The following is a 20945-nucleotide window of genomic DNA, read 5'->3' as shown; positions in this document are numbered from 1 at the left end:
CTTCGAAAAAAGGGGAATTTCCGAACATGACACATCCAAAATTACAGCTATTACTTGATACCATCAACCGGGTAATCGTCGGCAAAGAAGAGCAGGTTCGCCTTTTGCTGACAGCGATGCTGGCCCGTGGCCACATCCTGCTGGAGGATCTGCCCGGCATGGGCAAAACGGTTCTCGCCAAAACCTTGGCCCAGGCGATTGGCGGCACTTACAACCGCGTCCAGTTTACCGCAGACCTGCTCCCTTCGGATGTTGTGGGGCTTCACGTCTTCAACCCTCAGTCCCATTCCTTTGAGCTGCGGCGCGGACCCGTTTTTGCCGATGTGCTGCTGGCCGATGAGATCAACCGCGCGACGCCCCGTACGCAATCCGGCCTGCTGGAATGCATGGAGGAGCGTCAGGTGACGATTGAAGGGGTCACGCTGCCGCTGCCCGCTTCCCTGCTGGTGATCGCTACGCAAAACCCAATCGAGTCGGAAGGTACCTATCCGCTGCCGGAAGCGCAGCTCGACCGATTTTTGTTCCGCCTCTCCCTCGGATACGGAACCCGAGAGGATGCGCGCGAGATTTTGCGCCGCTTCCGAGGCCAGTCTCCGTTAGAGCGTGTACAGGCGATCGTCACCCCGGATGAAATTGCCCAGATGCAGCTTGAGACGACGACTGTTCACGTCAGTCCAGCCGTAGAGGATTACGTGATCAACCTGACTGAGGCGACCCGCCATCACCGCGCCATCGACATCGGGATCAGCCCCCGGGCGATGCTGGCTTTGCTTCGTTCATCACAAGCCGCTGCCTATCTGGACGGCCGTACCTATGTACTGCCTGATGATGTCAAACAGGTATTCACTCCACTTGCTGTGCATCGGGTACGGCTTTCACTGGAAGCGGAGCTTCACACAACCGAACAGGAAGTGATCCGGGAAATCCTGAAAGAAGTGCCCGCTCCGGTAGAAAAGGGCGTGTAGCCGATGAGCACCAGGCAGAAGTATCACGGATTCGGCTTTATCATCCTGCTGTTCGCCCTTTTCTCGGGCAGTTTGTTTCTCTGGCTGTTTGGCGCGTTCTTTTTCTTCATGGCCTTGTTTACCGCCTGGTGGAATCGCCGTCTTCCCCAATGGGTGCAAGTAGAATGGGAAGCGGATCAAAGCCGCGTCATGCCGGGGACTCCGATTACAATTCGCCTCCGCCTGCATAATCGCTCCTGGCTTCCGCTGCCGGGTACGCTCGTCCAGTTTTCCTTTCCTGACCATGTGGTTTGCGAGCAGGCGGATGAAGTCGTGATGCGGAACCAGCGGACATTTCTTCGTTTTCACTTTCATTTGCCACTGCGAAAAAGTGCGGAGCGGCTGTTCGTCATCACCCCCCACAAAAGGGGCGTGCTCTGGTTGAGCGAGGCGCAGTTCGAAACCATTCCGTTGTTTGGAGAAGAGTCTGTTTCGCTGCCGCTCCCGCTCTCTTTTTCCGTGCTTGTCTATCCGCTGCCCCTGCCGCTGCCTCCTCTCGATCTGACAGCGACCGAGCCGGAAGGAACAGTCGTCACCAGACGCCATCGGATGGAGGATGTGACTTTTTTGCGAGGGGTCAGGGCCTATACTCTAGGGGATCGCCTGAAGCATATTCACTGGAAAGCGAGCGCCAAAACCGGTCAGCTGCAAACACGGCTGTTTGAGCCAACGGCCAGCCCAAAATGGAAGCTGATCGGACATATTTTGCCCTCCTACGAACCGCTGCTGCAAAAATACAACGACACCGTCAATGAGCGCACCATCTCTGCATTGGCCGCTCTTTCGGTCCAGTGCCGGAAGCAGTCTCTTACCTATGAGCTGCTGTTGACGGTCAAACAGCGCGGGCGGGAGCATTATCACCTCCATGCAGGCAGCGGCAAAGCGCATCATGTCCAGGTCATGACGCATCTGGCGAAGCTTCATCAATACGGGCCAACCTCGCTGGCTGCTGTTCTCCATCGGCTGGAGCATCAAAGCGCTGCCGGAGAAATGATTATGGTCGTCACGCCTCGGCTGGACGAGCAGGCCCGGGACATGATCGAAAGGCTCGCGCGGCGCGGCCATCGCTTTACGGTATTGGATGTATCGGAGGAGCAGCCTGTCATCCGCCGATTTGAGCAGGTCGGCTCCGCCTCCGCTCGTAAAAGGAAGGTGAGCCAGCAATGAACCGTGCCCATCTGATCCGACAGTCGATGATGTTCTGGCAGGAATCAACGTTGGCGGCCATCCTGTTGATGCTGGTCGGTTGGCTGCCATCCACGCTGGAGAGCTTCGCCGGATTCGCCGTTTCCGCAACCATTCTGCTGGCGATCGGCCTGTGGCTGTACGAAGGCAGCAGCGGACGGTCTGCGCTCCACCTGCTGCTCTACCCACTGGTGATCGCAGCGGGAATTTTGATGTACCAGACGTTTGATTCCTTGCTGCTTGCTGCTTTGGCGGCCGCTCTCTTGTTTTGGAGAATTCACACTCTCTCGTCTCTCTCCTACACGAGTGATTCACTGCAGCGCATGTTTTTGATTACACTGGCCATCTGTCTGTTTCATCTGGCGATCACGGCCTTATTCGGATCGATGATGAAGGAGGTACAAACCGCGCCAGATCAGCTCTTTCCCGTTCTGGCTCTGTTGCTTGCCGGCTATCTCCTGACCAGTTTCGTAGAGTACCTGACCCGCGAGCAAAATGGCAATACTTCTGCCTCATCCCGCCTGCCTCTGTGGATGGGCGGTCAGCTTGTCGGCTCCCGTCTGCTGCTGGTGGTTGGGTATATGGCTGCAGGCACCCTTTGCCTTGCGATTTTGAATCTATTTTGGGGACTGATCAAAAAGCCGCTCGGCGATTTGCTCACCTGGCTATTGGGCCCTGTTGTTCAGGCAGTCAGCGACATGGTGGAAAATCTCGCAGCCTTCCTGAACAAGAACCAGAAGGTGCACGATCTGCTGGACCAAAAAAACGAATCGAATCAAGAAATACCGCTGGAGGAAGCCGTTCATACAGGTGACCCCCTGATGACTTTGTGGCAGCCCTATCTGATCGCCGGTGCTGTGGCGATCATCGCAGTCGTCCTGGGCTGGGTCATCTGGAAACGTAGAAAGACATCGATTCGTACAACAGAGATTGCAGACGCTTCCGCTATCCCGGAGGTGCTGCTGAGCGAGCTGCCTTCCGATCACGCGGATGAAAGTAAACCTGCCTGGGACTTGGAGGCGCTCCGCCAAAGCGTAGCCAACTCGGAGGATGATCCGGTTCACTACAGCTACTTTCGCTTTTTGCTTCACATGGTTGGGATCGGTCTGCGGATTGCGCCCTACGAAACAACACAGGAATACCTGCGCCGTCTGCGCCAGCAATGGCCTGATCCTGCAAAGCTGGAGCTGGCTGCCCACATCACGAGATACTATGAGCAATCCCGGTATGTGGAGAAGCCGCTGACAGCGGAAGAGCTGGCGCATTTGCAGCAGTGCCTGGAAGCTCTTCTGAAGGAAAAAGGCAACTGAACGGGGCGCTGACAGAAACAGCGGCAGTCTAGGGCTTTAAACGCTCTTCCTAGATTACCGCTGTTTTCTTTGTCCGGGGCAGAATAAAACTATTTCCGGATTCATTTTAAAAAGCAAGATTTTCTGGCCGAATCTCATACTTATCGTACAGCTCCTGATTCTCACCAATCGGCATTCGAACCATTAGCTCTTTTTCTGCCGAGAAATAATACCAGATGGTAACATCCTCTTTTGGGTCTTTAAGGGATTTGGTAGCGGCGCGCACAAAATAGGCACCTACCATTTTCCCGTCCTGATAGATAACTCTTGGGTCAGGAAGAGAAACCACATTTACCTCATAGCCCAAACCTTTTGCATCATTCTCAGCGGTTTGGACAACCTCTCGCAATCTTTCGAATGACTCTTCCTCAATTTTCAAGCTGTTTTTTGCGATATCGTAAGGCTGTTCTGAACAGCCCGTCATAAGCAAAAAAGCAAAGCTGGCAACAATCAGAAATAGCAAGGCACGTCTCATAATTTTCCCCCTTTCAGCACAACCTATATATTACCATTTTTTCAAATCGGAACAATGGCACGAATCCTCGCTTTTCCCCGCCTTCAAAAAATCAGACCTTTCCCGTTGACAGAATCCTCTCCCCCATGCATAATATCTTCACTTTTGCCCTTTTAAAATTTCAATTAACCATTTTGTTAATTAATCAGGAGGGATAGGATGCAAGACTTGCAGCAGTGGCTTCGCAAACGGGTCACCGTCTCTTACATACCCGGATATGAATTTTTCCTCAGTCTGCACGTGCTGGGAAATCCTGAACACCACACCTCCCGCATCAGTTGGATTCGCGAGACCCAGGATCAGCTCCCCCGCACGCTGCTGCGCGATTTGAAATCATTTGATGTCATTTCCAACCACTTCCTGGAGGTCATGGACTTTTTGTTTCCCTGGGAAGAGAAATACCAGCATTCCGTGGAAGCCGGGCTGGAACGGATTGAGAAGATGAGTCCGGAGGAATTCGTCGAGGCGATGATTGGTCCGATCCACCATCGCCGATTGGTAAAAAGCTGGATCGACGGCCATACTGACAGCGCCTTCGAACAGTTGAAGCCGGAGCATCGGGAGCTGATCCGCCGTCCGTTGCGAGCCCAGCGATTGTTTCTGGAGTTCTGTTACGCCTACTTGCCTTTTTTCAAAGAGGAAGAGCGACGCATCGAGCCCTGGCTGATTCGCTCTGTCCATGAAAGCGTGGAGGTTCTGCAAAAGGACCCGATAGCCTTTCTCTCGCAGATTCATCCGCGCCTGCACATCCGTGATCGGTTTGTCCAGTTTCACAAGGCGAAAACCTATCAGTTCGCCTATGAAGATCTGTCCCATATCCATCTGTTCGTCTCCAGCTTTATTTCGCCGCATCTGCTGCTCGGCGTCTATCCCCAGCGGATTTTGACTGGGATTCAAGTGAACGTGCCGGGGCGGGCAGAAAAACCGGTGATTGCCGCAGACTTTGTGGCCAAAATGAAGGTGTTCAGCGATCCGACCCGCATCGCTATCTTGAAATCCTTGCTCAATCATCCGTACTGTATCCAGCAGTTAGCTTGTTTGCATAAAATCAGCGAACCGGCTGTCGTCAAGCATATGAAGCTGATCGTCGACGCCGGCTTTGCCTGGAGCGAAAGACGGGGGCGGTTTGTCTTCTACCGGGGGGTACCTGCGCGACTGGAAAAACTCGCTGTCGATATCCATGAGTTTATCGACATGCCGGACCCCAGCTTTCTTCTGGAAAACGACACGACGGAACGGGGGACCTAAGATGTATGCCATCCTGCAAGTGGCCAAAGCCACCTTTATCCGCAATACGCGGGTCATGCTTCGAGCTTACCCGTGGTCTTTTGTCATCGGTCATATCCTGGCCGGTGTGTACACCGTGCTGTTTGCTTTTTTTGCATACCAGTATGTATTCGACCGACAGTTGGACCCCCGCTTTGCCAGCTACGCCGGGTCGCCGGACTACCTGAGCTACGCCATTTTGGGCGGCGCCTTTTACTCGTTCGCCGTTTCCACCCTGATGAACGTCAGCCGGTCACTGATTACCGAGCTGCGCGAAGGGACGCTGGAAGCGCTGCTGCTGACTCCTTCTTCCCGCAAAGGCTACTTTCTCGGCAACGTCTCTCAGCAGCTCATGCGGACGATCTTTGAGTTTGCTGTTATTTTGCTGGCTGGTTCGCTGTTTGGTCTGACGCTGGGCGGGGCCAATAGCGGCGGCGCGATCGCGGTGTGGCTGTTTTCGACAGCAGCTTTTTTCTGTCAGGCCCTGGTTTTGGGTGCGCTGATGCTGCGCTTCCGCGATACCTACATCACCCAGAACACGCTGTTTGTGGCTATGGCCTTTCTCTCCGGCGTCACCTATCCGGTGGCGTACCTCCCGGAATGGCTGCAGCCGCTCAGCATGCTGATGCCGCTCACCCCTGCCCTCGAAGCCTTTCGCGCTTGCGTTATTCTGGGAAAACCGCTTGCGACGAGTGCTCCTGCGCTTTTGCATCTGGGAATCCTTTCGCTGATCTACCTGGCACTTGGCACCGCCGCGATCAGGCGCATGGAAAAGCGGGTGCTGGAATCCATATTCGGCTAATTTAGCGCGGAAGCTTGGCTTTTTTCAGGTTGTTTGCGCAATGTGCTCGGCTTTAATCAAGTGTTTAAACACTGTCGTGTGTACGCGTCGGCCGATAGGGCTGACGATACCGGCTTTGGTGTTTCCCCAAGCGGCAGAAACGACTGTAGCTGCCGGATTTTGATAAAAACAGGAGGGATTCGCAGATGTTGATCGTTGACGATGTGCGGAAAATTTACCGGGTAAAGGAGAGAAGCGGCTTGTTTCGCAGCCAATGGCGAGAGGTGGAAGCCGTGGGCGGCCTCTCTTTTCACATGCGCCCGGGGAAAATTATCGGATTATTGGGAATCAACGGGGCGGGGAAGACCACCACGATCAAAATGTGCAGCACTCTGCTGGAACCAACCGACGGAACGATTACGGTAGACGGTTATGATGCTGTACGGGAGGATCGGCAGGTAAAGGCGCTCGTCAACATGATCGCCGGCGGTGAACGAATGCTGTACTGGCGCCTGACCGGAAGAGAAAACCTCCAGTATTTTGCCAGTCTCTACGGGCTGTTTGGCAGCCGCATGACAGAGAGAATCGACTTTTTGCTGGAGCAGGTCGGTTTGACGGAAGCAGCCGATACCCCGGTAGAGCGCTATTCCAAAGGGATGAAGCAGCGTTTGCAAATCGCCCGCGGACTGATCAATGACCCGAAATACCTCTTTCTCGACGAGCCGACGCTCGGTCTGGACGCCCCGATCGCCCGTCAGTTGCGCCGACATGTCAAGCATTTGGCTGCGGAGCAAGGAAAAGCTATCCTTCTGACCAGCCATTACATCCATGAAGTCGAGGAATTATGTGACGAGGTGTTTATCATCGACAAAGGCCGGCTCATCGCCCATGATACTCCGGCCGCACTGACGCGGATGCTGGCACACGGGACCAGACTGGAGGTGGAGATTCCTGCCCTCTCCGACGCTCTCCAGCGTGACCTGCAAAAAATGGTGACCCAGCATGGCGGGACGTGGCACATCGTGGAGACGCCCGCCCAAAGCTGGAGCGTTCTTCTGCAAAGTGAGACGGATATGACAGCTCCCCTGCTCTCCTTGCTGGCTGCCCACCAGTCCCCTGTTCTGCAGCTTCGCACACAGCAGCCTTCACTGGAGGACGTCATTTTGGAGCTGGCTGAAAGGAGAAGCGCATGAAACAGACCTTCCAACTGCTCGCAGCCGAAATCAAAAAAGAGCATCGCCACTCCTTTCACAGCCGGATGGTCTACTTCAGCCTGCTGATCTGGCCTGTCGTCATGTTTGTCACGGCGTATTACTCCTTCGCGCCGTTTCGCATGGGAGCCGACAGCCCGCTCGCCCGCTTCGTCGCCCCCGATCAGCTTCCGCTCTTTCTGTTGACCGGTTATCTGGGGTATATCTTTTTCTGGTGTCTGGTCCAATCTGCTTGGCAGATGAGCTTCGAAAGACAGGCGGGCACGATGGAAATGATCTTTATCAGTCCGGTGAACCGGCTTGTCTTCATCTACGGACGCTCTCTTTCCTCTCTCCTCGAAGGCGTCTGGCTGTTTTTTACCTTTGCCCTGCTCGCCGTGGTGCTTGTCGGCGGTATCCAGATCAGCGGCTGGTGGGCGATTCCGCTCTCCTTTTTGATTCTGCTCAGCTCGGCTGTGGTCTGGGGCGGTTTTCTCAGCGTTTTGTTTCTCTTTTCGCGAGATGCCAGCTTTTTGTACACGGTATTGGATGAACCGATGCTGATTTTTTCCGGCGTCAGACTCCCGCCGCTCGCCTTTCCCTTTTGGGCGAAGCTGCTCTCCTTTTGCTTTCCGCTCACCTATGCGCTTGATCTGATCCGCGCTTTGCTGATGAAAGGCTCCGGTCTGACGGAGCTGGCGCAGGAGCTTTTCCTGTTGGCCGGCGTACTGTCGCTATTGGTGGCAGCATCCGTCTTTTTGTTAAAAAGGGCAGAGCGGCATATGAAGCGCACAGGCAATATGGTCCTTTATTAATCTGTAGATGTTCCAGTAAAGTCAGGACAGTGGTTCCAAATGCTTCAGAAACAAAACCCGGTCATGCCCTTTTCCATCGTAATTGGTGGTGACGGGGACGCCGTCTACCTCGCCATCTCCCATTTCCACCTGAAATCCCATGCGGGTGTGAAAGGCGATCGACACTTTATTCACCGGAGAGGTTACGCATCGGACTGTCCTGCACCCTTTCCGCTTTACTTTCTCAAAAAACAATTCGTACAACTGCTTGGCGATCCCGTCTTTTCGATACGCGGGGTGAACACCGACAAAGTGGATATAGGCCTGGTTTGGGTCCGTCTGCGAAACAAGCCCGATCAAAAAGCCGAGCAATTCGCCCTCCTTTTCCATGACCAGACTGGTGTCCTGAAAATGCTGAAAAAAGAGCTTGGGGAGCATGTCGGCCATCTGCCGTCCTCCCCACCAGTCATTAATCACTGAAATCACTGGTACATAGTCGCTTTCACGTACATGCCGGATGTTCATGGGATTCCCCCTCTTTTTCTCGCCGAGATTATCACAGCCGAGGCTATTTTCGTATGGTTTCATTGTGCTTTTTCTCCTTTTTTGATACATTCTTTTGAATCATTCGAATGGAAAATCTGCGAACGACCCGAGGAGATTTACTGCGAAACAAGCGGGAAAGGCCATTCGGATAGCAACCATGCTTATTCTACCACGAAATGGAAGCAGAAATTGACGATCTGATGATTTCATCCCCCGCCCTGTGGACAAGCCATTAGAAAATGTTTATATTATAAGAGAGAGCGATACCCATAATTTCCCTTCACATTGAGAATATACCTATACACATCATTGAGGAAACGATGATCTGCCGTTTGTACGTGGGCACTTGAATGGCGGGGAGTAAGTAGTGCAACCGACCCTAATCTTCCTGATAGGGTCGGTTTTGATTTTACATGGCAAAAAATTGAAAAATAGGAACACTGGGGGCAAACAATGAACCTGTTTACGAAAAAGCCAAAGTCATGGAAAAACTATTTGGAGTATTCCCATTCGACAAATATCACCCAAGTGGAAGATCACATTCAGGAACGCCTGGCTTTTATGGGGATCACCCAGGACACACTGGATGCGATCAGAGAAGCTTCCCACGTGATTGCGCCGCATAAGTCTGAGATGATCGACCAGTTTTATGCATCGATCACCTCTGTGGAGCATCTCCAGCAGTTGATCCAGATCAATTCTACTGTGGACCGGCTGCGCAAGACCATGGTGCGCTATCTGGATCAATTCCTGCAGGCCCGGATTGACCATGAGTATGTCATGAACAGAGTTACTATCGGACAAGTTCATAGCCGCATTCATCTGACAGCCGAGCATTTCATTTCCGCTCACCATTTGCTCATTCAGGCCATGACTTCGATTCTCATGGAAAAATGGCATCATCGCCCCGATCAAATGATGCGGGCTGTACTGGCTGTGCAGAAGCTGGCCGCATTCGATCAGCAGCTGATCGTGGAAATCTATATGGAAGAAACGTTTAAATCCTTCCTCTTCGGAGTCTCCGACATGCTTAATCACATGACCCAACTGGACACAACAAAGCAACTCATTACTGTGATGGATCAGCAGATCGAGGAGTGTCATAGTGTGACGGCCGCGACAGAGGAAATGAGCGCCTCCATCCAAGAGGTCGCCAACCACGCGGTCAAAGTAGCTGAGGTAACGGACGAGGCCGTTCAATCCGCCGAACAAAGCAAAGAAGTCATCAACAGAGCGCTGGAGGATATCCAAAAGGTTGGTCACGTCTATACCGAAGTTGCTCAACAAGTCCAGCGACTTCACCAAGATATCGGCTTGAACCAGGACGTTATTAAAATCATCCGGGACATCGCCGAACAAACCAATCTGCTCGCACTCAATGCCAGCATCGAGGCGGCCAGGGCCGGAGAGCATGGACGAGGTTTTTCCGTGGTCGCGACTGAGGTGCGAAAGCTCGCTGAGCATACCAAAGAACAGATTTCCCGGATTACAGCCAATATGGAGTCGTTGCAGGAAGTATCCCATCAGGTCATGCAACAAATTGGCGAGACCGGAAAACTGGTGGGCCAGAGCGTCCATGATGCACAATCGGCCGATTCTGCTCTGGAAAAGATTGTGGACGCGATGCAGGGGCTCAGTCAATCCACCTCCCAGATTGCCGCCATGACGGAGGAGCAGTCTTCCACGGTGATGGATATCGCCGAACGCAACTCCACTATTTTTGATTTGAGCACGCATTCGCAGGAGATCTCAAAAGAGACTGCCAAAATTATTTTGGAACTCAGCAGATACATGGATGATTATCGGCAAAGCTTTTTTTCAATCAACGTCAAGTTCTCTTCCAAGGATATTGTCCGCGTAGCGAAAACCGACCACCTGCTGTGGAAGTGGAGAATCTACAACATGCTGCTGGGATTGGAAACATTGAACTCCAACCAGGTCGCCTCACACCATGCTTGCCGGTTGGGAACCTGGTACTATGGAGATTTGCCTGACCAAGTCAAAGGTCATCCCGTATTTGCACAGCTCGAGGAGCCTCACAAAGCCGTGCACACCTATGCCAAACAAGCGGTGCAGTGCTATGAAGAAGACAATATCGCCGGGGCGCAGGCAGCCTTTGAACAGCTTCAACTCGCCTCCAGCCAGGTGATCTCGCTGCTGACGGAATTGGAGGCAGCCGTGTAGGTATTTTTTTCCTTGAAACAAGAAAAAACAAGCCTCCAGCGCACCTTCTGCAAGGTCAGCGTGGGGGCTTGTTTCTTCCAAGGGGATCAGCCAGCCGCTACAGCATCTTCTCCATCATCGTAAACGACCTTCTACAGAAGAGGATGGGGAGCTTTTTCGCTTTGGCCTGACTTTTGACGTGATAGGACAGATTGTGATTGACGAAGTCGGTAAACACTACGATCATTTTTGTGTCTGACGGGATGTTCACTTTGTATTGCGAATGCTTTCTCCCCGTGACATGGTAAATTTGCTGATAACCTCGATCATGCAGCAGATCGGTGATATTGCCTAAACGGTCTCCTCCAATAACCAGAACGGCTGACATTAGCTTCTCCCCTCCTTGTACAGGAAACCTCCTGATGCTTCAGCAGGTTATCTTTTTAATACCGAGTATTTAGATAGGTTTTTGTTTAATTATAGGAAGAGAAACGTTATCTGTCAACTTTGTGGTAGTTTCCATGCTTGGGTAACGTGCTACGTGGCCATAGCGAGAAGAATCATGGTTCCCTGCTTGGCTCCGTACTCCGCCCGCAAGGGAGGGTTCACTGTCCGCTCCACAGCGGCTGGCGGGGGTCCGCAAAAGCAGTAGCGCTTCGTGGTCATCCCAAGGTTGCGTCCCTTTTTCCCGCCATCCACTGCTCCGCTGAGTGGGGCTTCACAGTCGCACCGCAGGGAACCATGATTCTTCTCCGGACATTTGCTTCTCCGCGGAATCTTAATGATGAAAAAAGAAGGTAATACCAAGCGCTAAAAAAACAAATTAATTTTGTTTAAAAAACCTAGTGCCTTTCGGTCAGCAGATCAAACACTAAAGAAACGTTACATCCATTTTTTACATTTCATTGAATTAGAAATCATTTAATTTTCATCTGTGAAAGAGCCAAGAACTTAACCGATCAACGTTGTATCATAATATTACTTTCAACGTTTTTGATCTGTGTAGTCTATCTTTGTTTCTATCTTTGCTTTTCATCATCGATTCACCCACAATTCTTTTATCAGCACCGGTATCGCGAAGAAGCATGTTTCCCTGCGGTGCGACTGTGGAGCCCTTGCTCAGCGGAGGGGTGATTCGCGGGAAAAAGGAGCGCAACTTTGGGATGACCTCGGAGCGATGCGGCTTTTGCGTCTCCCCCGCGAATCGCCCTGGAGCGGACAGTGTATACCCCCCTTGCGGGCGGAATACGGAGCTGAGCAGGGAAACATGCTTCTCCACCACAGCCCCGCTCCCAAACGTAAAAAAAGCCCGCGCAAGCAAGGAACTTTGCTCACACGGGCAATTACAACGGATGTATGATCTATTGTTTCTATCAAAATTCAATCAAAAAGCGCGCTCGTACTGCTTCGGAACGGCTGGCTCCCCTCGGAGACTTTTGATTGCATGAAGCGCCCAGTAAGGATCGCGGAGCATAGCGCGCCCGATCGCGACCAGATCGGCATCTCCATTCCCCAGCGTGGCTGCTGCCAGATGCGGATCATCCAGAATGCCGACCGCGATGACAGGAACATTCAACGCTTCCTTGATCGCGCGAGCCATCGGCACCTGATAGCCGGGATGAATGCCGGGTTTGCCTGCAGAACCGATGGGCCCCTCTCCGCCGCTGGTGATATGGAAGAGATCGACGCCAGCTTCCTGATAACGGCGGCACAGCTCCGTGCTGTAGTCCAGCCCGTAGCCTCCGTCCACATACTCTACGGCTGATACGCGCATAATCAGCGGCATCTCTGGCGGCAATACGCTTTTCACCGCCTGGATCACTTCAATCCCGAACAGCGCCGGGTCTTGTCCGTACTCATCCTCGCGTCTGTTGGTCAGCGGAGAATGAAACTGATGAATCAGGTAGCCGTGCGCTCCGTGCAGCTCGATGGTATCCACCCCTGCTTCCACTGCCCGGCGTGCTGTGTCGCGGAACCTTTCCACCATCTCTTTTACTTCTGCGGTCGTCAGCTCGCGCGGCGTCTTGAACTTCTCATTAAAAGGGAGCGCAGACGGTGCGACCGGGACCTCGGCATCCTGGGCCTTGCGTCCGGCGTGGGCGATCTGGATGCCGATTTTCGCCCCGTATTTATGTACTTCGGAGATGATCCAGGCGAATGCGGGAATCTGCTCATCCGACCACAATCCCAGATCATAATCGGTAATCCGGCCATCCGGGTGGACATCCGTCATTTCCATAATGATCAGACCCGCTCCGCCTACGGCCCGGGATACGTAGTGAACAAAATGCCAATCGTTCGGCACGCCGTCCTTGGCTTCGACGGAATACTGGCACATCGGAGGCATGACAATGCGGTTTTTCAGTGTCAATCCCTTGAATTGAAATGGCGAATCCAGCTTGATGTTCGTCATAATTTGGCTCCAGCTCCTTCTCGAAATCCTTTCTTTCCGTTATCATCTCAAAACTTCCCGGGATACGCAAAGCCTCTCTGCACTTTCAGCTTTTGGAATCCAGGCTACCCGATACACTGACTTTCCCGCCTCTTACATTTAGGAGAAGAATATGAAATCCACTGTCTGCCGGGGCCTTATAAAAGATAAAACCCTTCAGGGGTACGACTCCACCTGAAGGGTTTCTGCTTCTTCGTCTCGTTAGGCTCTTGGGGCCGGACCGATATCTGGCCAGTTCCCGGTGCCCAACCAACGGTTTATTCCGGCATCGAGCCGATGTAATTGGATTGCGGACGAATAATCCGGTTATTGCTCGCCTGCTCCAGAACATGGGCGCTCCAGCCCACCACTCTGCTGACAGCAAAGGTCGGGGTAAAGAGGGAATCATCCAGTCCTACGGCACGCATCACGGCAGCAGCGAAAAACTCCACGTTGGTGTTCAGCTTGCGGCCCGGCTTGTATTCGTCCAGCAGCTTCAAGCCTACCTGCTCCACATGTGTCGCCAGATCAAACCACGGATCGTCTGCGGACAGCTCGGAGGCGACGACGCGCAGTGCTGTTGCGCGCGGGTCGATGGTTTTGTAGACGCGGTGTCCAAAGCCCATCAAACGGCCGCCGCTCTCCAGCTTGGCCCGGAGCCAAGGCTCAGCGTTTTCCTTGGTCCCAATCGCTTCGATCATCTCGGTAACTTCGGAAGGCGCTCCGCCGTGCAGCGGTCCCTTCAACGCACCGATCGCCGCCGTGATCGCGGAGATCAGATCCGACTGTGTGGAGCTGACAACACGGCCAGAGAAGGTAGAAGCGTTCATTCCATGCTCTTGTGTCAGGATCAGATAGGCATCCAATGCCCGTACATGAGCGGCAAGAGGCTCCGCGCCTTTCAGCATGTACAGGTAGTTGGCTGTATGACCCAGGTCCGTACGAGGAGAAAGAGGCTCCCGTCCAACGAGACGCGCATAGCGATGAGCAACGATCGTCGGCATTTTGGCCGTCAGGGAAATCACTTGTTCCAGGCTAGGCGGCCATGCATGGTCAGGAGTACCCAGCGCAGATACACCTGTCCGCAGAACACTCATCATGTCGACATCAGATGGAATCAAATCAAGAATGCCTTTGACATGAGCGGGAAGCTCCCGATTTGCTTTCAGCTTGTCTTGCAGCTCGGCCAATTCCCGTTCGCTGGGAAGATGACCGTACCACAACAGATAGGCTACCTCTTCAAACGTATGATGAATCGCCAAATCACGTGCCCAGTGACCGCGGTAAACCAGCAGGCCGTTGGTTCCATCGACCAGACTCAAATCTGTTTCCGCAACCGCAATTCCATCCAAACCAATTGCTAACGTATGTGTACTCATTGGTCGCCACTCCTTCATTCCTTATCTCTTCCTATAGTATATCGATTAAAAATCAACAGGTGAAATAAAAGAAACGACACTTTTTGATCATAAACTATAATTAATCATCTGCATGTCACTAATGAATCGGCGTCATCGGTGCGTACAGGCCCGCCAAAATGTCGGTAAATCCTTGTGCCGCCTCGCTGATGCCTGTTTTCGGTACCAACAGGTAAGAAGCTGCCTTGGGCATCAGCAGGCCCGGTGTTGGAAGTTCGATAAAACGGTTTTCAAACAGTTCACGGCTAATCGCGGAACGGGGCAAAAAAGAGACACCCAGCCCCTCCTCAATAAACCATTTGGTAATATCGACATGTGAAACGGCCATCGTCCGCAGTGACAGACCGCGCTGCCGCAGCATCAGCAGCAGATCATCCCAGTAGACGGGATGATTATGGGTCAAAAGCCGTTGTGTCTGCAATTCATGCTCCCAGTCCGGAAGGGGTGCATCCATGTCTCCTCCGTTATGCGGCACGGCAAACACCACCGGGTCTTCATACAGCTTGTATACCGATAGCTGCAGCTCTCCCGGAATCATCCGCGTCAAGCCAATATCTGCCTGACCGCTTTGGACAAGAGGGCCGATCTCCACAGAATCTGCCAGCTTGATGGATACATCCACGTCGGGATACTGCTTGGTGTAGCGATGGAGCAAATGGGGCAGGCGGGTGCGAGCGATGATCGGCGAGACAGCCACGTGAAGCTTTTCGCGGTACCCTTGCCGCCACGCCATCAGATCCTCCATCCCGTTATGCCATTGTTCCAGTATTCCTCTGGCATGCGGCAAATAGCGCTTGCCCGCTGGCGTCAGTCGAACCCTTTTTCCGACGCGTTCAAAGAGCTTAATGCCCAATTCCTTCTCCAGCAGCCGTATATGCTGACTGACTGTCGGCTGCGCAATGAACAGCGCCTCCGCCGTCTGGTGAAAATTCTCTGTCGTAGCAGCCATCACAAAAGTCTGCAACACGCGAAAATCCAAAAGGGCGCACCTCCTTCTCCCCTCCTACTATTGTGCCATTTTGCGCGGATAACCGAAAGGGTTGAAGTTATCACCCTTTCTTCCTGGTTCCATATTCCTCTTTTTTCAGGAATTTACCAAAATTCGACATCTTTTCTATTCACTTGTGGTACAATACGAAATCGGGTATGAAAAAGGACTTTTTTGCCCTACAGAGAGAAAATCATTGAGGAGGAAGAAAATGGAAACCAGTACACAAGTGACCCCGCCACGCAAGAGCTCCAAAAAGATGTGGATCATCGCCGGAGTGGCCGGGATCGCGATTCTGGGCGGATTGGGAACGGCCTATGCCAAGCTTGATCTGTTCAAAAGCCCTAAGGCAATTTACCTAGAAGCAGAGGCAAACAATCTGAAACAAATGGCGGATGACCTCTCCCGCTCCTTTGAGGAATACGAAGCATATGTAAAGCCGTACCTGGATCAGCCGGTGCACTCCACCATGGAACTGAGCCAGTTTCAAATTGATGCAGACATGCCAGACCCAGAGTCGCAAGTCGTTCTGGATCTGCTGAAAACAGCCAAACTCGTTGTTCAATCCCAGTCCGACGAACAGAAAAAGCAGCACTACGGAAATTTTGAAATCCATCTCAAAGATAACAAGCTGGCAAGCGTAGATTATTTCTTGGACGATACCAAAATGGGCTTCCGTTTGCCGGACTTTTATCCCAAATACGGCTATCTCGATCTGAATGACCGCGATGCCATCAAACAAAAATTTGGTGAAGATCTGCCGAAACGCCTGATGACAAACAAGGATTTGTACGAAGCGATGAAAATGAATCGTGAAGAAGTATCCAGTGCCCTCGCCCCATACGCTGAGCTGTACGTGAACAGCTTGAAAGACGCGCAGGTGACCATAAATAAAAACGCCTCTTTCTCGGAGGATGGCTATCAGACGAACGCCCGTGAGCTGACGGTGACCTTATCCGATGAAGAAGCGAAAGTCCTGTTCACACAGTTGGCAGAGAAAGCAAAAGCCGATGAAAAGCTGTTCGACCTGCTCTACACCCGCTACCACAATGTATCCACCCTGCTGATCGACAGCGGATACCCGGATGTCAAAGCACTGTCCAAAGAGGATTTCAAAAAGGAATACACGAAAGTATTTGACGATTTCCTGAAAGACACCAAGGATACCAAAGCTTCGAAAGATCAACTGAAAATGACGGTATTGGTAGACAACAACCATCAGATCCTCTCCCGCAAGCTGGTCATTGTCGACGAAGCGGGCAAAGAAGATTCGAGCTTTTACACAAGCGCCGGCTACACGAACGGAGCTGACACGTACAAGCGCTACTCTGTGAAGATTGATGAAGATGGCGAAAAAGGCGAGATGACATTCCGCTACAAAGCAACAAAACAAAACGACAAAACGACAGGTACCGTCAGCCTCCTGTTCGACGGACAGCCAGAGGTGCTTTTGGACCTCTCCACCAAGTTTGAAACGACGAAGCAAGCCGACAAAGAGACGGGCACGTATGATTTCACGCTGAAAGCAAAATCGGATACAGACCCTGAAACGGTTTCGCTCTCTGGAAACATTACCTCCTCGATGACAAAAGCCGCGAACGGCCGCGACACAGACAGCACGGTGAAATTGAATTTTGACCAATCGACACCTGACTTGCCAAAGAGCATCGGGCTCAGCATCAAAACCAAGGAGGAATTTGGCAAGGCTGTATCCATGCCGTCACTGGGTGCAGACAATGCGATCAACCTGACCACACTCACCGATCAGCAAATGATGGAGATTCAAGAAGAGGTAGGCATCGCCGCCCAGTCCTTCATGATGAAAAATATGGAGCTGTTCCAGGAATTCATGCCGTCGATGGAATAACCATTCGCGGGCGAATTCGCACCGAAAAAGCTGCCTCACTCCCTTTCGACCCAGAAAGGGAGTTTTTTTAACGATAAAAAAAAGTAAAAAAATTACTTTTATCCTAGAGGAAAATTCTTACTTTCAGTCGAATGATTACCAATATTTTGAATTTATTTACAAGACAGGAGGAGAAGAAGTGAAAAAGCGAAAGAAATCGTTAGTACCCTTATCTCTCACCGCCGCCTTGCTGTTCAGCGCAATTCCTGGCAGCGCTTTTGCATCGGAGGGATTCAGCGCCCGAGAGCTTTCCTCACTGAACAAAGTGACCCAGGCAGCAGCGGAGGCAGGCTCATCTGCCGCCAAAATCTCTCCCCGTCTCAACACAAAGTCAAGCAAAGAAGTAAGTGTCATCGTCCAGTTGAAGGGGGAGCCTGCAGCTGCGGATCAATCGTACAAGCGCGGTTCCCGCTCGACCGCCATCCGTTCTGCCGAATCCCGGGTATCTCGCGAGCAATCCACCTTTATGAAGGAAGCGCGCAACAAGAAAATTGACGTGCAAGTCGAGCGAACATTTTCACATGTGTTTAATGGAATGGAAGTGACGCTCCCGGCCAACGAAATCGAAGAGCTGGCGAGCCTGCCACAGGTAAAGGCGATTTTTGAAAACACTCATTACTCGATTCCCGATGTGGAGATCAACCGTTTGGGCGGCGGTCGCGAGTTTAAGTACGACATCGCTCCGCTGAAACAAATTGGCGTGCTGGACATGTGGGATGCCGGCCTGACGGGCAAAGGGCTGAAGGTAGGGGTCATCGACACCGGCGTCGACTATCTGCACCCTGATTTAAAGGATGCCTATAAAGGCGGCTATGACTCCTATGACAACGACAAGGACCCCTATGAAGAGGCGCCCATCGATCCTGATGATGACGCGACCAACAAAGGCGGCTACGAAGGCTCCTCCCACGGCACGCACGTCGCAGGCACAATCGTCGGCCGGGCCAAAAACAAACAGTCCGACGTACAGGTAAAAGGGATTGCCTATGAGGCCGATCTCTACGCCTATCGCGTACTCGGACGAGATGGCGGCACCTCCGCCCAGGTTATCGACGGGATTGAAAAAGCAGTCCGCGACGGCATGGATGTGATCAACCTGTCGCTGGGCGCAGACAACGAAAAGAATGCTGATTCTCCGGATTCGATCGCGGTCAATTACGCGATGCGTGCAGGTGTTATCACGGTCGTAGCCAACGGGAATGCTGCGAATAACGAGCCCGGCAGATTTTACTATACGGCTGGCTCGCCGGCTGGCGCCAAGCTGCCGATCTCGGTCGCAGCCGTCAACTCCCCCAGCTTGCTCTACGATGGTTCCGCCACCTCGTCTTTGGGTCAAAACTATAACTTCCATGTCTTTGCTTGGCAGATCAAAGAAGATAATTTCCGTGACATCATCGGTACCAACCCACTTCCTGTTGTCTATGCCAACCTGGGCTCCCAGCAGGATTTTGCAAAGGTAGATGTGAACGGAAAGATCGCACTCATGTCTCGCGGAACGCTGGCGTTCACAGACAAGATTGCGAACGCGAAAAAAGCGGGCGCTGTTGCCGCCATCATCTTTAACGGAAACGACAAGGACGGTGATGGACAAGCGGATCTCGACCTTGCGCCGGATGATCGCGGCGGTTATATCGATACCATTTTGGGCGACCAGATGGATGCGATTCCAACCTTCGACATGAAGGGAACAGAGGGACGGGCTCTTGCTCTGGAGCTGCTCGCCAACCCGGCGACACCCATCACCCTCACCTTCTCCGCTAATTATCCATCCACACAGGATGAAGGGGATCAGGTCGCCAGCTTCAGCTCTCGCGGTCCTGTTCTGGGCGACAATTACTCCATCAAGCCTGATGTAGGCGCTCCGGGTGTCTCCATTCTCTCGGCCTATCCTGCTTGGGCAAAACTGATCGATGGCGCCAGCTACGAGAAGGCTTATGCCCGCAGCAACGGTACCAGCATGGCAGCGCCGCATGTCGCCGGTCTGGCCCTGTTGTTGAAACAAGCTCATCCGGAGTGGACACCGTTTGATGTGAAGGCAGCCCTGTCCAACACATCCAAGCCGCTGTACGAAGAAGATGACGTTCTCTACGACGTCTACTCTCAAGGCGCAGGCCGTGTTGACGGATTCGCCGCCATGAACACGCCTGCTCTCCTGCAGACCGTGGAAAAGCTCACGATTCTGAACGAAAACTACGAGCCGGAAACCATCGACTACTACGGCTCCAACTACAGCTTTGGCCTGCTGCAAGCCGGCAGCAAAGCGGTTTCCCAAACCCTGCAGGTGAAAAATACCTCCAACAAAGCTGTTACGTATACTGCGAAAGTCAAGCTGCATGATTCCGTGACAACCGATCCGTATCGTCCGAAGGACACGCCAGATCCGGATAACATCAAGGTCAAACTCTCTTCCACATCCCTGTCCGTTCCAGGGGGAGAAACCCAAACCTTCAATCTTACTGTCCAGCCGACTAAAGGCGCCGAGGAAGGTGTGTACGAAGGAGAAGTGCTCCTGACAAGCAGCAACCGATATGATCCGGAACTGCACCTTCCATTCGTGATTCACGTTGGCGAGCCGGAAGATACACAGTTCGGCTTTGATAACATGACACTCTCCAGCACGATTCTCTCTCCAGGCGGCGATCCCATCACCGTTGAAGCATTGCTGCAAGCGGAAGGCGTCAATGTCATCGAGCTGGAAGCTTGGAACCTGGACGATGAATACGTCGGTACCCTCGCTGCCCTGTTCAACAATTACGAACCATTTGCACCGGGCCCTATCACCTTCTCCAACATCGACGGCACCTATGTGAGCGGCTCTCTGATTCCGAAGAAGCTGGAGCCGGGCGTCTACAAGCTGCGACTCGCTGGTCACATCGTTGACCCGGATCTGCCAAGAGGGGAACAGATCGTCGAAACCTATGAAATCTGGAAATCCTTCAAAGTCGAAGCGAAGAGCAACCGCAGCACTTTGAGTACATCCAAAGAGCTGAAGCAAATCGCGGATCAATTCAAAGCAGACGTGGTCAATACGGAAGAAGTGGGCAAAGCTGTGCTGGAGCTGCCCGAGAAATCGGATCTGGTGACCTTCTCTGTCACAGAAAGCTCCCATCCGGACCTGATTGACAATGAGGGTGTGCTGGTTGCTCTGCCGGAAAAAGGTGCACAGACCGTCACGCTGTGGATCACGCTGACATCCAAAGAAAACCCGGATGAGACCGCACAGGTGAAAGTAAACGTGAAGCTGAAGGCTGAGGCCAAAGAAGAGGCTGAAAACGACGCGGACGAAGCATCTGAGGGCTTGACCGAAGGATAAGAACTGTAACCAATTCGTAAGGCTGTCCCTACACGCGTAGCATTCTACGCTAGGGGCAGCCCTATTTTTCTATTCCAAAGATGTATCCTACATTTTC

17 protein-coding genes and 1 riboswitch are annotated in these 20945 nt (G+C 52.5%); of the genes, 10 read left to right on the top strand and 7 right to left on the bottom strand.

The annotated features are described in order from the left end of the window. The first annotated feature begins 26 nt into the window (after positions 1 to 26). From NDK47_RS02820 to NDK47_RS02810, 3 genes are read left to right on the top strand one after another with little or no spacing between them, the layout of a single operon-like run. Entirely contained in the window at positions 27 to 965 is a 939-nt protein-coding gene (locus NDK47_RS02820; RefSeq protein WP_251873404.1) for an AAA family ATPase, read from the top strand. A 3-nt stretch (positions 966 to 968) separates the two neighbouring features. After that, positions 969 to 2171: a DUF58 domain-containing protein gene (locus NDK47_RS02815; RefSeq protein WP_251873403.1), complete on the top strand. Its 1203-nt coding sequence runs from the start codon at positions 969 to 971 to the stop codon at positions 2169 to 2171. Then, positions 2168 to 3499 carry a DUF4129 domain-containing protein gene (locus tag NDK47_RS02810; protein ID WP_251873402.1) on the top strand — a complete coding sequence of 444 codons (1332 nt, stop codon included), beginning with the start codon at positions 2168 to 2170 and terminating at the stop codon, positions 3497 to 3499. The genes NDK47_RS02815 and NDK47_RS02810 overlap by 4 nt, the downstream gene beginning before the upstream one ends. 106 nt (positions 3500 to 3605) lie before the next feature. Here NDK47_RS02810 and NDK47_RS02805 read toward each other — a convergent pair whose 3' ends face one another. Then, positions 3606 to 4013, bottom strand: a complete 408-nt coding sequence (locus NDK47_RS02805; protein WP_251873401.1) for a hypothetical protein — start codon at positions 4011 to 4013, stop codon at positions 3606 to 3608. A gap of 198 nt (positions 4014 to 4211) precedes the next feature. Between NDK47_RS02805 and NDK47_RS02800 the strand changes: the two genes are divergently transcribed. The 4 genes from NDK47_RS02800 (at position 4212) to NDK47_RS02785 (ending at position 8104) form a co-directional block, all read left to right on the top strand. Then, complete coding sequence (locus NDK47_RS02800) at positions 4212 to 5300, top strand: ArsR/SmtB family transcription factor (RefSeq protein WP_251873400.1); 1089 nt, start codon at positions 4212 to 4214, stop codon at positions 5298 to 5300. 10 nt (positions 5301 to 5310) lie between these two features. Next, on the top strand, positions 5311 to 6120 hold the full coding sequence (locus NDK47_RS02795) for an ABC transporter permease (RefSeq protein WP_251875933.1): 810 nt from the start codon (positions 5311 to 5313) through the stop codon (positions 6118 to 6120). A 185-nt stretch (positions 6121 to 6305) separates the two neighbouring features. Beyond that, positions 6306 to 7292: an ABC transporter ATP-binding protein gene (locus tag NDK47_RS02790; protein WP_251873399.1), complete on the top strand. Its 987-nt coding sequence runs from the start codon at positions 6306 to 6308 to the stop codon at positions 7290 to 7292. Next, positions 7289 to 8104: an ABC transporter permease gene (locus NDK47_RS02785; RefSeq protein ID WP_251873397.1), complete on the top strand. Its 816-nt coding sequence runs from the start codon at positions 7289 to 7291 to the stop codon at positions 8102 to 8104. The genes NDK47_RS02790 and NDK47_RS02785 overlap by 4 nt, the downstream gene beginning before the upstream one ends. Positions 8105 to 8125: 21 nt before the next feature. Here NDK47_RS02785 and NDK47_RS02780 read toward each other — a convergent pair whose 3' ends face one another. Then, the gene (locus NDK47_RS02780; RefSeq protein ID WP_251875931.1) at positions 8126 to 8608 is read right to left on the bottom strand and encodes a GNAT family N-acetyltransferase; all 483 of its coding nucleotides are present in this window, start codon (positions 8606 to 8608) and stop codon (positions 8126 to 8128) included. Positions 8609 to 8933: 325 nt separating this feature from the next. Further along, positions 8934 to 9017: riboswitch (cyclic di-GMP riboswitch) on the top strand. A 65-nt stretch (positions 9018 to 9082) separates the two neighbouring features. Between NDK47_RS02780 and NDK47_RS02775 the strand changes: the two genes are divergently transcribed. After that, positions 9083 to 10813, top strand: coding sequence for a methyl-accepting chemotaxis protein (locus NDK47_RS02775; RefSeq protein WP_251873396.1), 1731 nt, complete (start codon positions 9083 to 9085; stop codon positions 10811 to 10813). 97 nt (positions 10814 to 10910) lie between these two features. Here the strand turns inward: NDK47_RS02775 and NDK47_RS02770 are convergent, their stop codons facing one another. The 5 genes from NDK47_RS02770 to NDK47_RS02755 all read right to left on the bottom strand — a co-directional run bounded on the left by NDK47_RS02770 (position 10911) and on the right by NDK47_RS02755 (position 15620). Next, entirely contained in the window at positions 10911 to 11180 is a 270-nt protein-coding gene (locus NDK47_RS02770; RefSeq protein ID WP_251873394.1) for a DUF2325 domain-containing protein, read from the bottom strand. 149 nt (positions 11181 to 11329) lie between these two features. Then, complete coding sequence (locus tag NDK47_RS27620) at positions 11330 to 11458, bottom strand: hypothetical protein (protein ID WP_256481328.1); 129 nt, start codon at positions 11456 to 11458, stop codon at positions 11330 to 11332. Between the two features lie 718 nt (positions 11459 to 12176). Next, on the bottom strand, positions 12177 to 13205 hold the full coding sequence (locus NDK47_RS02765) for an NADH:flavin oxidoreductase/NADH oxidase (RefSeq protein ID WP_251873393.1): 1029 nt from the start codon (positions 13203 to 13205) through the stop codon (positions 12177 to 12179). A gap of 296 nt (positions 13206 to 13501) precedes the next feature. Then, the gene (locus NDK47_RS02760) at positions 13502 to 14602 is read right to left on the bottom strand and encodes a citrate synthase/methylcitrate synthase (protein ID WP_251873392.1); all 1101 of its coding nucleotides are present in this window, start codon (positions 14600 to 14602) and stop codon (positions 13502 to 13504) included. 118 nt (positions 14603 to 14720) lie between these two features. Beyond that, complete coding sequence (locus tag NDK47_RS02755) at positions 14721 to 15620, bottom strand: LysR family transcriptional regulator (protein ID WP_251873391.1); 900 nt, start codon at positions 15618 to 15620, stop codon at positions 14721 to 14723. A gap of 220 nt (positions 15621 to 15840) precedes the next feature. Between NDK47_RS02755 and NDK47_RS02750 the strand changes: the two genes are divergently transcribed. Further along, positions 15841 to 17496, top strand: coding sequence for a DUF6583 family protein (locus NDK47_RS02750; protein WP_251873390.1), 1656 nt, complete (start codon positions 15841 to 15843; stop codon positions 17494 to 17496). Positions 17497 to 17674: 178 nt separating this feature from the next. Continuing rightward, a complete protein-coding gene (locus NDK47_RS27675) occupies positions 17675 to 20848 on the top strand; it encodes a S8 family serine peptidase (protein ID WP_305883364.1) in 3174 nt (1057 codons plus the stop codon). Positions 20849 to 20945: the final 97 nt, after the last annotated feature.

The sequence above is a fragment of the Brevibacillus ruminantium genome (genome assembly GCF_023746555.1).
Classification (GTDB): Bacteria; Bacillota; Bacilli; order Brevibacillales; family Brevibacillaceae; genus Brevibacillus; species Brevibacillus ruminantium.
The sequence above is the reverse complement of the archived record's forward strand: the minus strand, read 5'-3'. Positions and strand labels throughout refer to the sequence as shown.